The sequence below is a fragment of the Pedobacter soli genome, from assembly GCF_900101435.1.
GTDB lineage: Bacteria > Bacteroidota > Bacteroidia > Sphingobacteriales > Sphingobacteriaceae > Pedobacter > Pedobacter soli.
Genome location: NZ_FMZH01000001.1, coordinates 33,696 through 46,951, shown reverse-complemented (window position 1 = coordinate 46,951; position 13,256 = coordinate 33,696). Strand labels below are relative to the sequence as shown.

Genomic DNA, 13,256 nt, shown 5'->3' with positions numbered 1-13,256 from the left:
CTCATCTCTGTCCGTAGAGTTCCGAAGGGCTCTACGGATTTTAGCATGGAAAAGAGTCTCTGACTCGTTCCTGGTTGTTGAGTTAATAAACTCAATTTTATTCATTAATCCGTAGTGACGCTGCGCTTAACACTAAGGATAGGATTTGTTATTTAATTCATCACCACTTTTAAAGGCTTCAAATCTTTGCCTTTAAAAATCATTTTACCGTCTGCAAACACTAAAAACCCTTTGCCTTTGTGGTATTTGTTTCCGGTTTTATCCCACAATACCGTTAAAATTTTGTTGTGATAAGAAACATTATCGAGGACAAACCAATCCCATTGATTTTTGGGAATCAGTGGGTAAATTTCCAATGTATTGTCGGCACGTGGTTTAATCCCAACCAGATCATTAATAATCAAATCACAAAAAGTAGAGTGATTATAAAAACTGCTTCTCGGATTATCGCCTTTTAACCACTCGCCATTCTTCTCGTCCTGGTACTCGCCGATATAAGGTTTGCCGTTTTTGGTATGCGATGCAGCGAATTTATGTAACTCTTTGTAGAAAACGGCTGCATTCATTTTACCATGTTCTTTATAATTGGTAAGCAGATTAGCCAATCCTTTGAGCGTTTGCGAGCTGGCAAATGGCCAAAGCGCACCATCCCACTCGCAACTGTGCCCTGTACCGCGCGTTCTGAATGTTGGGTTTCTGCGTTCGGCTGTTGTTAAGCCCCAGGGTGCATTGAAGCCTGCAGTATCTAGTAACTGATCCCAGGCTTTTGCGTAACTGGCTTTATCGTCTGGCAGATTGAAATCCCATGGAATAAAACCTATAGCTTCGCGAACCTCAGCATGTCCACCTTTTGCCTTCCTGGTCTCGAAAAAAGCTGAAGCTGGATTCCAAAGACTATCCTGAACAAGTTTTTTAATCGAATCGGCCTTAAGGTTGTATTTAGTAACTAAGTTGTTGTCGCCAAACATTTTACCGAGCTTACTTAAAGCAATAGCATTGCCATACATGTAGCTGTTAATGGTTGGCCTTTGGTTTTGATCCTTCCTCGATCCGCTAATCGACTCCTCCATTCCATCTTTCACATCGTTTTGCCAGAATAAGCCGTTTTTAAGTTTACGCTCCGATTCCCATTTTGCATAATCTTTGTCTAAAGCAGGTAATATCTCCTTTAAGAACTGTTGATCGGGTTTTACCAGATTGTTTTGATATACCGCATCATCTACCCAACTGCTAAACTGGTGAAAACGTTGCTTGGTTTGACCTACATCAGCATGATAGAGCCAAAATTTCACGTAGTCCTGCAAATAGCTATTGTCTTTTAACCACCTGCCTTCGTAAAGGTGGTGACCTAAAGCGCAGCTAATTGAATTGTATTTACCTGCATGTTTTACCGGCTCTATAAATTCGGTAAAAATGAAACCCTCCGGTGTTTTTACCAGATGCTTGCGATAAGTCCACCAGCGGTAATAATAGTTTTGCTCCAGCACCTCGTCCGGGCATTCGAATAAAGGAATCTGCCCCGAAAGCCAGGTAAACGCTTCGGCATTGGGTACGTAGTTTTTTACAGCCTCAGTATCAATGGTATTAAAGTATGTGACATACTTTTTCAGTTTATCTGTTCCGATAATCTTTTTTTGTTGCGCAAAGCCTGTAAAAGCACATAGCGATAATGCCGCTGTGGCTATAAAATTTCTAGTGTTTATCATTATTCAAATAACCAATCTATATCTTTTCCATGTCCGTCCAGGCCTGCGTTAAAAATCCGCAGTTCCTGTTTATCATCAATAAAGCCCAATACCAAACAAGCACCTTTGCCTAAGTTTAAGGTATGCGTACCTGCGGCAAATGAATAAGCATGTACGTTTACCGGCGGAAAGCCTGCTGCAACCAGCGCATTCGATATCTTAATTTCCGACTGACCATAATTATTGGCACTTGCATCGGTTTCCAATTGTGGTGGCGCCAGGTATTCAGCGTTTTTCTGGTTAAAAAAGCCAACCAGCAATTTAACGGGCTGCGCGGTAGTAAACTTAATTTCGGTTCCGTTTTTAATTTGGCTGGCTTTGGAAAGTTGAATACCCTTTAAACCCAGCAACTCGTCGGCAACCTCTTTAATTTTAACCGTAGTATCGCTAAAAACTACAGCATCTTTAGCAATTGTATAACTGGCTGTATGATTTAAAACTTGTACTGCAACTCCTTTGTAGTTGATGATTTTAGCCGTTTCTCCTTGTTTAACCGATTTTAAAGAATCGATACTGTGCTTAAAATGATTAAGCTCCTTAGTGAAAACCGGTAGCATCTCTCGCCAGTGGATAAATGTCTTATCAACCCCGCGCATTGGGATTTTACGCTGCTTGGTTTGCATGCTGTTGGCATACAAATACGTTTTTTCGGTGTATTTAACCAGGTTGGCATAGTGTGCTACACTTTTTTCAAGAAAAGGGAGCGCCTGATCCAGATCGGCCACATTATTCGAGTATTTATAGCGTAAGATCCAAAGGGCAGCTTTTACTTTTTCAGCATAAAAATTGGCCATGGCATCATAACAATACATGTCGTTTTTAAGCCGGTTAAATTCTGCGGTATCTTTGGTTACGGTTGGGGCTGCGTTTTGTATAGCAGCTAAAGCTTTCTGACCATGTGCTACAACCTCTTTGGCAATTTGCACAGGTGTTTCGCCAATATGGCCTTGCTTTTTCCATTCTTTCTCGGCGTAATCGATAATCATCTCTCCTTCTGGCGCTTCCGATTCGTACATTAAGGTAAATACGCCATAACGGAAAGGATTAATCAGCTGCGTCATTAACATGCCCAGTGTTAAAGTTTGGCGGTTGCCATCGGTTATACCATACCTGCGCAGGAGTTTGGGCGAAATTTCTCCCGATTCTTCATAAGCATTTAGAATAGCCTTGCCACCCGTTAGGTTAGTACCGTATTTATTGGCCAGTGCTTTGCCCCAATAGTTTATTTCCTGCGTACGGTCTCTTTGCGAATTCCACGAATACCGGGCCCATTCCTTGTACCAGATCCAGTCGCGGTCTACTTCTAACAAGCGATCTTTTACGTTGTCTGCAGCATAAGGCCAGTCCCAGTAACTGGCTTGTGGGTAGAGGTGTAAGCCCTTGGCACCATAAATTTTGTTCATGGCCTGTACCGATTTTTGGATAAAATCTGCCGATCCATATCTGAAAGGCTCCAGATTGGCCAGGATGTGTACGTTTGAGATGTTTACGGTGCCAATATCAGCCAGTTTACGGTTCAGCTCGGCCCAGGCACCACGTGGTGTGTAAGTAGTTAAAGCTTCACCATTAAATTTATTCTCGGTATACAGATTTTTATAAAGTGGTAAAGCGGCTTTCATTACACTGGGCGCATCGGTATCGTGTGCGCGCAATACAATAGGCGGCTCTTCTTTTATACCGGCAGCTTTTAAACCGTCTTTTACACCGGGGATAATGGTTTTGGTAAACCAATCGATGTCATCCTGCCCAACGCCTTCCATCGCTTCGCCTAAAGCAACCATTAAACCTACGTTCGGGTATTTTTCTACAAAAGCTGCAATTGATTTTTGCGTATAATCGGCAATTAAAGGGATAATCGGGCGGTTACGGTCCTGCGTTTTTAAGCCATGTTTATCGGCAAAAGGTTTAGGAATAATGATATTGTAAAACATCTGGATTACCCAAATTCCACGTTTATCGGCCTCATGCGTTAAAAACCTGAAAATATCCTCGTTCTTTTTGAGGGTAGCATCGTCTACCTCTACCGCATAAGGATAGGTTTTTAGTCGCAATAAAGAAGAAAACGGGTGACCGTTCCACAGGTAAAGCGAGTTGTAGCGGTTTTCCACCATCATATCGAGGTACTTAATCCATAGAGCCTTATCGTAAAGCCAGGGAAAAGTTTCGGGAGTATACGGATATTCATAAACATCGTGTCCGGGTAAATAATCGGGCTTTTGCAAACCAATACAAGTGCCACGTAACACCATTTCAGGCTGATCAGTAAGCGATAAGGCAGCAGGTAACTTGCCAGAGTCTTTAATTTGGTCGGCTAATTCAATGCAACCATATAAAGTGCCCGATGCATCATGACCGGCTATATAAATGGTTCCGTTTTTATCGGTATAAATCGTATAAGCTTCTTTTTTAGCGGCGGCTACCTTGTTTTTTACGGCTGCCGGAAGTTTACCAGCCATAACCGCATCAGAAAATATGCCGATTACAATGCCCAGTTTGCCCGCTCCTGCTTTAGTCTGTTGTATTATTTTAGTCTGATAACCAATTTTATTCAAGGCCTTTAAAACCTGGTCAGCACCAAACTTTACCCTTACATGCGCAGCCGGAGATATTAAAATGTTTTTATCCGCGCGGTTGCCGGCACTTGAAAACGAGATCGATAAAAAATAACAGGAAATAAAAATCAGAAATTTTCTCATTCAATTTGGCTCTTATAACAAAGCCTTAAAAATTAGGCTTTTGTATGATATTTGGTTGTAATATTATTTAAATATAAAAATAATATTCAAATATAAGTAAATTAGCCTTTCGCTTATGTAATATTTATGCAAGGTAAAGCGCTTATAAAGGTTTGTAGCGGGTATGACAATATCTGTTAATATTTAGACAAGAAGATAAAATTTTTAATCAACAATATTTATTTTATTTGTAGTCGTATTCTAATCAATTATAACATTATGCCATTTTTTCGGCTTAGCAAGCTAAACCTATAATATTAAGGATGCGAAATCAAAATACGTATATTACATCATCAATCAATTTAAACAACAAACATGTTTTCACTCAAAAATAAAAAAGCAGTAGTTACCGGCGGTGGCAGTGGAATTGGCAGGGCTATAGCAACTATTTTAGCTAAACAGGATGCCGAAGTGCACATTATTGAACTGGGTATCGAGCAGGCACAAGATACATTGGATGAAATTAAAGCAGCAGGTAAGCAGGCTTTTAGTTATGCCTGCGATGTTTCAGATCATCAGGCGGTTAAAGCTGTTTTTGAACAAATTGGAAGCATCAATATCTTGGTAAACAATGCCGGTATTGCACACATTGGCAAAGCCGATACTACTGAAGAAAGCGATTTCGACCGGGTAATGCGCGTTAACGTTAAAGGTGTTTACAATTGCCTGTATGCTGCTATTCCGCAAATCCGTTTAGCTGGCGGAGGTGTAATCATCAATATGGCTTCTATTGCAGCATTAATTGGCTTGCCAGACCGTTTTGCCTACAGTACAGCAAAAGGTGCGGTAAAAGCCATGACCATGAGTGTAGCCAAAGATTACATTGGCGAAAACATCAGGTGTAATTCTATTTCTCCGGCAAGGGTACATACCCCATTTGTTGATGGCTTTTTACAGAAAAATTATCCGGATAATATCCCTGAAATGTTCGAGAAGTTATCTAAAACCCAACCCATTGGCCGTATGGCTAAACCCGAAGAAATTGGTGCACTGGCTTTATATTTATGTAGCGACGAGGCTGCATTTATTACCGGTTGCGATTATCCAATTGACGGTGGATTTACGACCTTAAACAATTAATATCCTTTTTAAATACAATAAAGAAAATATAACATGAAATTAATAAGATTTGGTGAAGCAGGAGCAGAAAAACCAGGCGTAATTATCGGCGATAATTATTATGATGTATCTGCATTGGTTAGCGATTATAACGAAGCGTTTTTTGGTGGCGATGGTTTGGAAAAACTAAAATCAGCTATCGCATCGGCTGATTTGCCACAAGTAGATAAAGGTGTTCGCCTTGGTCCGGCTTTGGCGCGCCCTTCAAAAATTATCTGTGTAGGCCTAAACTACAAAGACCACGCAGCCGAAACCAATGCCCCTATTCCAACCGAGCCGATTTTATTCTTCAAAGCTACTACCGCTATTGTAGGACCGAATGACGATTTGGTTATCCCTAAAAACAGTAAAAAAACCGACTGGGAAGTAGAATTAGCCATTGTAATTGGTAAAAAAGCCAGCTATGTAACTGAAGAAAATGCTTTAGATCATATTGCGGGTTACGTTTTGCATAACGATTACAGCGAGCGCGAATTCCAGTTAGAGCGTAACGGACAATGGGTTAAAGGAAAAAGTGCCGATACTTTTGCACCAATCGGGCCATTTATTGCTACGCAGGATGAAATTGCCGATGTGCACAACCTGCGCCTTTGGTTAACGGTTAACGGTAAAACTTTACAGGATGGAAACACTTCGAACCTGATTTTCAATGTGCCGTTTATGGTTTCCTACATCAGTCAGTTTATGACCCTTTTACCGGGTGATGTAATTACTACAGGTACGCCTGCAGGTGTTGGTTTAGGCCAGAAACCTGAGCCCTGGTATTTAAAACCTGGCGATGTAGTTGAGTTGGGTATTGATGGTTTAGGTACCAGCAAACAAACTGTTAAAGCTTACGGCGAAAATTAATATGAAAAGATATTGCCTGGCGCTCGATTTGGTTGACGATGTAAAGCTTATTGAAGAATATAAGCAATACCACCAATCGGTTTGGCCCGAAATTAAAGAGAGTATCAGCTCGTCTGGTATCGAAAACCTGGAGATATACCTCACTGGTAACCGCCTATTTATGATTATGGAAGTAAATGAAAGCTTTTCTTTTGAAGCCAAAGGAGCAGCCGATTTAGCCAATCCGAAAGTGCAGGAATGGGAAACTTTGATGTGGAAGTTCCAGCAGGCTTTACCGGGAGCCAAACCTGGCGAAAAATGGATCTTAATGGATCAGATATTTACACTTTAGTGCTTTTATAATATGATTGATACCCACGTACATTTTTGGAATTTCGACCCGGTTAGAGATAACTGGATTAACGATGATATGCAAATCATCCGCAAAGATTTTTCTCCGGAGAATCTTTTGGATGTGTATAGCGAACTGAATATTACCGGGTGTGTCGCTGTACAGGCCAGTCAGTCGGAAGAAGAAAATCATTTTCTGCTAAAACTGGCGGAAGAGAGCGAAATCATCAAAGGTATTGTAGGCTGGGTTGATTTACTTGATCCCAATCTGGATGAACGCCTAAGCTTCTGGCAAAATCATGAAATCATTAAGGGCTGGCGACATATCCTGCAGGCTGAAAACCGCGATTTTATCTTAAATCCGGCTTTTATTACAGGTGTTAAGCAATTAAAAAAATACAACTATACTTACGATTTGTTGTGCTACCACAACCAGTTGGAAACCATTATACAAATGGTTGATCAAATTCCCGATCAGCCATTTGTATTGGATCATTGTGGCAAGCCAGATGTAAAAAGCGGAGATTTGAAAGCCTGGACAGCAAACATTAAAACCCTCGCCGCAAACCCCAACGTATTGTGCAAAGTATCGGGTCTTTTAACCGAAGCCGACTGGCAAAACTGGACGGAACAGGATTTGTTTAATTGCTTTGATGTAATATTCGAGCAGTTTGGCCCGGAACGCGTAATGTATGGCAGCGATTGGCCGGTAATGTTATTAAGCAGGCCTTATCAGGATTGGTTTAATGTAGTAAATAAATACACCGAACGTTTTACCGTTGCAGAAAGGAGAATGATTTTCTCTGATAATGCAAAGCAGTTTTACAAACTTTAATAGCTGTTTTTAGTGTTGCCGAGGCTAATACCTGGCAACGCAGTGCTTTAAAGAAACCAAATATAGCCGATAGTGCAGGACGGAGATTACATTATATTGTGTTAGTTTTCGCTTTTTAATACGCCTGCGGCCAAGACAATAAATAAAATAATGAGTAAAAAAATTACCTTTCCTTATCATTCTCAATATCCTTCGGTAGCTGATCTTAGAAGTAAAGCAAAAAGAAGAATACCAAAATTTGCATTCGATTATCTAGAAGGCGGCTGTAACGAAGGGCTAAATCTGGCCCGTAACGAATCAGATTTCGATGATATCTATCTAAAGCCAAACTATTTACGCGTGGGCGGAGATATCGACATGTCGGTTGAGCTTTTTGGACGTAAATACAGTGCGCCTTTTGGTATTTCTCCTATTGGTTTACAAGGCTTGATGTGGCCCAATGCACCAGAAATCCTGGCCAAAGCGGCAGCCAAACACGATATTCCTTATACGCTGAGTACCGTATCTACCAGTAGTATCGAGCGTATTGCTGAAGTTTCGGAAGGAAAAGCCTGGTTTCAGTTGTATCACCCTACCGAAAATAAACTGAGGGATGATATTTTATCGCGATTAAAAGCGGTTGAATGCCCTGTTTTGGTGGTACTGGTAGATGTTCCTGCATTCGGTTTAAGGTACAAGGAAATTAAAAGTGGTCTTTCTATACCACCTAAAATGTCGGTAAACAATATTTTGCAGGCATTTGCAAGGCCATTGTGGGGCATTAAAACACTACAGCATGGTATCCCCTCTTTTGCTACCTTAAAACCGTACATGGAAAAAGGAATGGATATGTCGCAGCTGGGACAATTTATGAACCGGACCTTTACGGGGAAAGTCGATATCGAAAAGGTTTCTGCTATCCGCGAAATCTGGAAAGGCCCATTGGTATTAAAAGGCATTGCTACTGATGAAGATATGCAGGCAGCTATACAGATCGGTGTTGACGGGGTGATTGTTTCGAATCATGGTGGAAGACAAATTGATGCAGGTGAATCATCGATCAATTCTTTAATCAAACTGGCCGGAAATGATGCCTATAAATCAAAACTCAAGATCATGCTGGATGGCGGAATCCGTTCGGGAGTTGATTTGGCCAGGGCACATGCCGTAGGCTCCGAATTCAACTTTATGGGCCGTCCGTTTATGTATGGTGTTGGTGCATTGGGTAATGAAGGTGGCGAGCATACCATCAATATGTTTAAAACTCATTTGTACCAGATTATGCAGCAGCTTACGATCGAGAATATTTCGCAATTCCCTGATCGGTTATTGTAATTTCAGCCGGATACCCTTTATACAATCCGTCATTGCCAGCTTGACTGGCAATCTTAATACAATAAAAAAACCTCGCAGGTTTCAAAAACCTGCGAGGTTTATCACATATAAACTACTGGTTGTTGTCACATCAACCAGCTCATATCATTTTCGCATGATCAGCTCCAGTTCATCCCCCTGCCCCCTTCAAAGGGGGACGAGATAGGCTACTTGATTAGCTATAAGAATCATGCTATTCCGTGATTATCCGTGCTTCTGTGGCAAAAGCCTTACGCATAATAAAAAGCCCTCACAGGTTTCTAAAACCTGTGAGGGCTATCCAGTGTTTCGGTCGGTGAGACACCGACCGATAGATGAAGCTTATTTCGAAAACTTATAAGTAGTACTCGTTTTATACGTTTCTCCAGGTTTAAGTACGGTAGAAGCAAAATTTGGGTGATTCGGTGCATCAGGGAAATGTTGCGTTTCTAAACAAAAAGCCGAACGGTGTGGGTACGATTTACCACCTTTACCATCTTTATCTGCACCCGTTAAGAAATTACCACTATAAAACTGCAAACCAGGCTCGGTAGTAATTACCGATAAAACAATACCAGTTTTGGTACTTTTAACCACGGCTACCGGGGCTTTACCATCGTGGTGGGTTAAGGCAAAGTTATGATCGTAACCTTTACCAAATTTTAACTGCTCATCATTATCGCCAATCTGTTTACCAATTAGTTTCGCTTTGTTAAAATCAAAAGCTGTACCTGCAACAGGTTGTAATTTACCCGTTGGAATCAAGGTCGAATCAACTGGCGTATAAGCGCTGGCATCGATCATTAATTCATGATCTAAAATCGTACTGTCGCCTTCGCCGTTTAAATTAAAATAAGCGTGGTTGGTTAAGTTTACAATCGTTGTTTTGTCGGTAGTAGCTGTATAATCAATTTGCAGCGCATTGTCATCCGTTAAAGTATAAGTTACTTTCACGTCCAGTTTACCCGGATAGCCCGCTTCGCCATCATTAGATACATAACTCAATTCCAGCTTCGAGCTATCTATTTGTTTGGCATCCCACACTTTGCCGAAAAAGCCATCGGTACCACCGTGTAAAGTGTTTACGCCGTCGTTCAGTTGTAACTGGTATTCCTTACCATCTAAAGTAAATTTACCTTTACCAATGCGGTTTCCGTAGCGACCAATTAAGGCACCAAAAAAGGGCTCTCCTTTTTTACGGTAAGCACCCACACTATCGTAACCCAATACTACATCGGTTAGTTTATTGTCTTTATCGGGCACCAGCAGCGATACCACGCGGCCGCCGTAATTGGTAATCGATACCGAAGCACCTTGTTTGTTCTTCAGGGTATATAATTTAACCGCTTTACCATCAATGGTACTGCTGTATTTTAACGAATCGGTTTGGGTACTGGCTGCTGCTCCTTTATCCGTTTTCGGGTTGCATGCGCTGAAAGCAAGGGCTAAACATAAGGTAGCCAATGGTAAGGCCTTAAGAAGTGGTTTTTTCATCAGTTATGGGTTTTTATTTGATGAAGCAATCGTGATTTTACCGGGCAAAACCCCTGATGCTTACATCCAGATTTATTTTTGGTTACAGCTAAAGTAGTAAAAAATAATTAACGTCAAAGTGACGATTATAATATTATTTCGCTTAATATTGACCATCATTTCCCTACATCAAAAAAAATCACATAATTTAGCAAGAATATGCACGATTTTAATTTCAGACCTAAAGCTTTTCTTTTCGATTTAAACGGCACCATGATTAACGATATGGAATACCATACGCTGGCCTGGTACCGCATTATGACCGAAGATTTAGGCGCAAAACTGGATTACGCTAGTGTAAAAAAAGAAATGTACGGTAAAAACCACGAAGTGCTGGAGCGCGTTTTTGGTATAGGCAAGTTTAGCCCTGCAGAAATAGAACGCCTTTCGGTTGATAAAGAAAAGCGTTACCAATCGGGCTATTTCCCGCATCTGGCTTTAATAGCTGGTCTGGATCAGTTTTTGGAGCGGGCAAAGGCTGCGCAAATCCCGATGGCCATTGGCTCAGCTGCCATTCCTTTCAATATCGATTTTGTGGTAGATGGTTTAAACATCCGCCATTACCTGGATGCCATTGTAAGTGCCGATGATGTACAAACGAGTAAACCCGATCCGGAAACCTTTTTAAAGGCTGCAGCTGCACTGGGTATTGCCCCTGCCGATTGCCTGGTGTTTGAAGATGCACCTAAAGGCGTAGAATCTGCCCTGAACGCGGGCATGCCCTGCATTGTACTTACCACCACACATACCATCGAAGAATTTGACGGTTATCCGAATATTTTGGGTTATATTACCGATTACAACGAGACTAAATTAAATATGCTTTTTTAAAACATGGGAAAATATTTAAATCAAAAACCTGTACTGGTTGCTGTTGACTGTATTATTTTTGGTTACGACGGCGAAGAACTGAAACTTCTGGTGATTAAAAGGGCTATTGAGCCGGTAAAAGATCAATGGAGTTTGATGGGTGGTTTTATTGGCGAAAATGAAAACCTCGATGGCGCAGCCAAACGTATTCTTTTAGAACTTACGGGTTTGCACGATGTGTATTTAGAGCAGTTGCACGCTTATGGTAGTCCGGATCGTGACCCGATTGAGCGTACGGTATCGGTTGTGTACTTTGCCCTGATCGATATCAATAAGTACAGCAAACAAATTAACGACCAGTACCATGCCGAATGGTTTAAGCTTAAAGAGGTACCCGAACTGATTTTTGACCACAACATTATGGTAAAGGCAGCGATGGATAAAATCCGTTACCAGGCTGCCCTCCACCCTGTTTTATTTGAGTTGTTGCCTAAACGCTTTACCATACCGCAATTGCAGGCTTTATACGAGCAGGTGTACGATGCCCCGATCGATAACCGCAACTTTATCCGTAAAATAACCGCCAGTGGTTTGCTGATTAAGCAAACCGATAAAGATAAATCGAGCTCGCGGCGTGGTGCTTTCTATTTTAAGCTGGATAAAAACAAACACAAAGCGCAGTTTCAGTCGTTTTTAAACTTTATACCCAAGGCGGCTAAGTAAGCTTAGTTGCTGCCTGTTTAACTGGTATCGTTTTTTATTAAAAAAAAAATAAAAATTATTTTCCGGCTTAGCCATTTTAAAATCAACAGGTTACAAAAACATAACCTAATTTTAACGTTAAAGACCAAAAACATTTTATAAAAACATTTGCAAAGAAAGGATTAATCTCTATATTTGCACCTCCTTAAACAAAAGGAAATGATTCCGTAGCTCAGCTGGTAGAGCATTACACTTTTAATGTAGTGGTCCTGGGTTCGAATCCCAGCGGGATCACAGAAAGCCTCACAGAAATGTGGGGCTTTTTTGTTTTAAAAGTTTCGACAGCATTCACGACAGCCTGTGCTGCACAATTTCAAATGCATTATAAATATCCTAGTTCATGTGTTCCTTCTATTTCATACAAGAAATATGCGTACATTTTTTAAAGGAAACTCATGTCAGATAAAGCTTTGAGAAAATGTATTAACCCCATATGGATTCATGCTATTCAGATGCCTAATAAGCCACCCTATTTCTACTGCCTTTTAGGCTTTATTAATTCCCCTTCCATATTAACCCTGTTGCCGTATTGATCATAATATTCCATCAAACCTTGTTTTGATTTAGCATAATAATAAACCTTTCGGTTGATAATTTTAGTTCCAGATTTTTCGAGCAAAGTATCCTTGCCAATTTTACCATTGGAGCTTGTTCTACCCGTTCCTTCATCTCTGTTTGATTTATTTTGCTTATCATTAACTCCATTCCCAAACCGATCGTAATAAATAGTAGCGCCATTCTTTGCTTTTGCGTAGAAATAGTCTTTTCCATCTATAGTAGCTGTTCCGGATTTGATTAATTCTGAAGTGCCTACTTTAGAATTATTTGCGTACGATCTTGGGATAGCAGCTGACGGTAATTTTTCTCCGTTGCTATTGAGTTCATTACCATAGTGATCGTAATATTTTTTTATTCCGTTCTTTGTTATATTGTAGATGTAGGGTTTTTCTCCTGCAATTATCTTTGTCGATTTTTTTTCTTGCTTAATCGTATCTAATGTTCCATCTTCTAGTTTCTGTAAAACGATAATTGTATCCTTGATTTGCTCCCCACTGCCCTGTGCATGTGCTGTAAAAATGGACAGGAACAGACTTAGGATTAAAAGACCTATACTCATAATCCAGTTCCTTTTTGTTGCTGTTTGTAATTTCATAATGTAAAAGATTTATGTTTATTGAAAATAAGATTATTTGCTTAAATTATTTT

The 13,256-nt window shown here is 40.5% G+C and carries 11 protein-coding genes and 1 tRNA gene; 8 read left to right on the top strand and 4 right to left on the bottom strand.

Annotation, left to right across the window (positions count from 1 at the left end; genetic code table 11):
- Positions 1–152: 152 nt before the first annotated feature.
- Both BLR37_RS00185 and BLR37_RS00180 read right to left on the bottom strand, forming a co-directional pair.
- A complete protein-coding gene (locus BLR37_RS00185; protein ID WP_090763001.1) occupies positions 153–1,706 on the bottom strand; it encodes an MGH1-like glycoside hydrolase domain-containing protein in 1,554 nt (517 codons plus the stop codon).
- A complete protein-coding gene (locus BLR37_RS00180; protein WP_090762998.1) occupies positions 1,706–4,441 on the bottom strand; it encodes an alpha-d-galacturonidase in 2,736 nt (911 codons plus the stop codon). The genes BLR37_RS00185 and BLR37_RS00180 overlap by 1 nt, the downstream gene beginning before the upstream one ends.
- Before the next feature lie 354 nt (positions 4,442–4,795).
- Between BLR37_RS00180 and BLR37_RS00175 the strand changes: the two genes are divergently transcribed.
- The 5 genes from BLR37_RS00175 to BLR37_RS00155 all read left to right on the top strand — a co-directional run bounded on the left by BLR37_RS00175 (position 4,796) and on the right by BLR37_RS00155 (position 8,927).
- Complete coding sequence (locus BLR37_RS00175; protein WP_090762995.1) at positions 4,796–5,560, top strand: SDR family NAD(P)-dependent oxidoreductase; 765 nt, start codon at positions 4,796–4,798, stop codon at positions 5,558–5,560.
- A gap of 33 nt (positions 5,561–5,593) precedes the next feature.
- Entirely contained in the window at positions 5,594–6,448 is an 855-nt protein-coding gene (locus BLR37_RS00170) for a fumarylacetoacetate hydrolase family protein (RefSeq protein WP_090762992.1), read from the top strand.
- Between the two features lies 1 nt (position 6,449).
- The gene (locus BLR37_RS00165) at positions 6,450–6,779 is read left to right on the top strand and encodes an L-rhamnose mutarotase (protein ID WP_090762990.1); all 330 of its coding nucleotides are present in this window, start codon (positions 6,450–6,452) and stop codon (positions 6,777–6,779) included.
- A 12-nt stretch (positions 6,780–6,791) separates the two neighbouring features.
- A complete protein-coding gene (locus BLR37_RS00160; RefSeq protein ID WP_090762987.1) occupies positions 6,792–7,613 on the top strand; it encodes an amidohydrolase family protein in 822 nt (273 codons plus the stop codon).
- 150 nt (positions 7,614–7,763) lie between these two features.
- Complete coding sequence (locus BLR37_RS00155) at positions 7,764–8,927, top strand: alpha-hydroxy acid oxidase (protein WP_039479042.1); 1,164 nt, start codon at positions 7,764–7,766, stop codon at positions 8,925–8,927.
- 360 nt (positions 8,928–9,287) lie between these two features.
- Here BLR37_RS00155 and BLR37_RS00150 read toward each other — a convergent pair whose 3' ends face one another.
- Positions 9,288–10,439: an aldose epimerase family protein gene (locus tag BLR37_RS00150; RefSeq protein ID WP_090762984.1), complete on the bottom strand. Its 1,152-nt coding sequence runs from the start codon at positions 10,437–10,439 to the stop codon at positions 9,288–9,290.
- Between the two features lie 198 nt (positions 10,440–10,637).
- On the opposite strand from BLR37_RS00150, the gene BLR37_RS00145 reads away from it, so the two are divergent.
- The 3 genes from BLR37_RS00145 to BLR37_RS00135 all read left to right on the top strand — a co-directional run bounded on the left by BLR37_RS00145 (position 10,638) and on the right by BLR37_RS00135 (position 12,284).
- A complete protein-coding gene (locus tag BLR37_RS00145) occupies positions 10,638–11,309 on the top strand; it encodes an HAD family hydrolase (protein WP_090762981.1) in 672 nt (223 codons plus the stop codon).
- Between the two features lie 3 nt (positions 11,310–11,312).
- On the top strand, positions 11,313–12,011 hold the full coding sequence (locus BLR37_RS00140; protein WP_039479034.1) for an NUDIX hydrolase: 699 nt from the start codon (positions 11,313–11,315) through the stop codon (positions 12,009–12,011).
- Positions 12,012–12,211: 200 nt separating this feature from the next.
- Positions 12,212–12,284 (top strand) — tRNA-Lys (locus BLR37_RS00135).
- Positions 12,285–12,525: 241 nt separating this feature from the next.
- On the opposite strand, the gene BLR37_RS00130 is transcribed toward BLR37_RS00135, so the two are convergent.
- Positions 12,526–13,203, bottom strand: coding sequence for a hypothetical protein (locus tag BLR37_RS00130; RefSeq protein WP_090762978.1), 678 nt, complete (start codon positions 13,201–13,203; stop codon positions 12,526–12,528).
- Between the last annotated feature and the right edge of the window lie 53 nt (positions 13,204–13,256).

Bases quoted from the DNA above. Each gene is read 5' to 3' on its own strand.
- BLR37_RS00170 (WP_090762992.1), top strand. From the start codon at position 5,594: ATGAAATTAATAAGATTTGGTGAAGCAGGAGCAGAAAAACCAGGCGTA.
- BLR37_RS00185 (WP_090763001.1), bottom strand. From the start codon at position 1,706: ATGATAAACACTAGAAATTTTATAGCCACAGCGGCATTATCGCTATGT.
- BLR37_RS00145 (WP_090762981.1), top strand. From the start codon at position 10,638: ATGCACGATTTTAATTTCAGACCTAAAGCTTTTCTTTTCGATTTAAAC.
- BLR37_RS00140 (WP_039479034.1), top strand. From the start codon at position 11,313: ATGGGAAAATATTTAAATCAAAAACCTGTACTGGTTGCTGTTGACTGT.
- BLR37_RS00175 (WP_090762995.1), top strand. From the start codon at position 4,796: ATGTTTTCACTCAAAAATAAAAAAGCAGTAGTTACCGGCGGTGGCAGT.
- BLR37_RS00180 (WP_090762998.1), bottom strand. From the start codon at position 4,441: ATGAGAAAATTTCTGATTTTTATTTCCTGTTATTTTTTATCGATCTCG.
- BLR37_RS00165 (WP_090762990.1), top strand. From the start codon at position 6,450: ATGAAAAGATATTGCCTGGCGCTCGATTTGGTTGACGATGTAAAGCTT.
- BLR37_RS00155 (WP_039479042.1), top strand. From the start codon at position 7,764: ATGAGTAAAAAAATTACCTTTCCTTATCATTCTCAATATCCTTCGGTA.
- BLR37_RS00130 (WP_090762978.1), bottom strand. From the start codon at position 13,203: ATGAAATTACAAACAGCAACAAAAAGGAACTGGATTATGAGTATAGGT.
- BLR37_RS00160 (WP_090762987.1), top strand. From the start codon at position 6,792: ATGATTGATACCCACGTACATTTTTGGAATTTCGACCCGGTTAGAGAT.
- BLR37_RS00150 (WP_090762984.1), bottom strand. From the start codon at position 10,439: ATGAAAAAACCACTTCTTAAGGCCTTACCATTGGCTACCTTATGTTTA.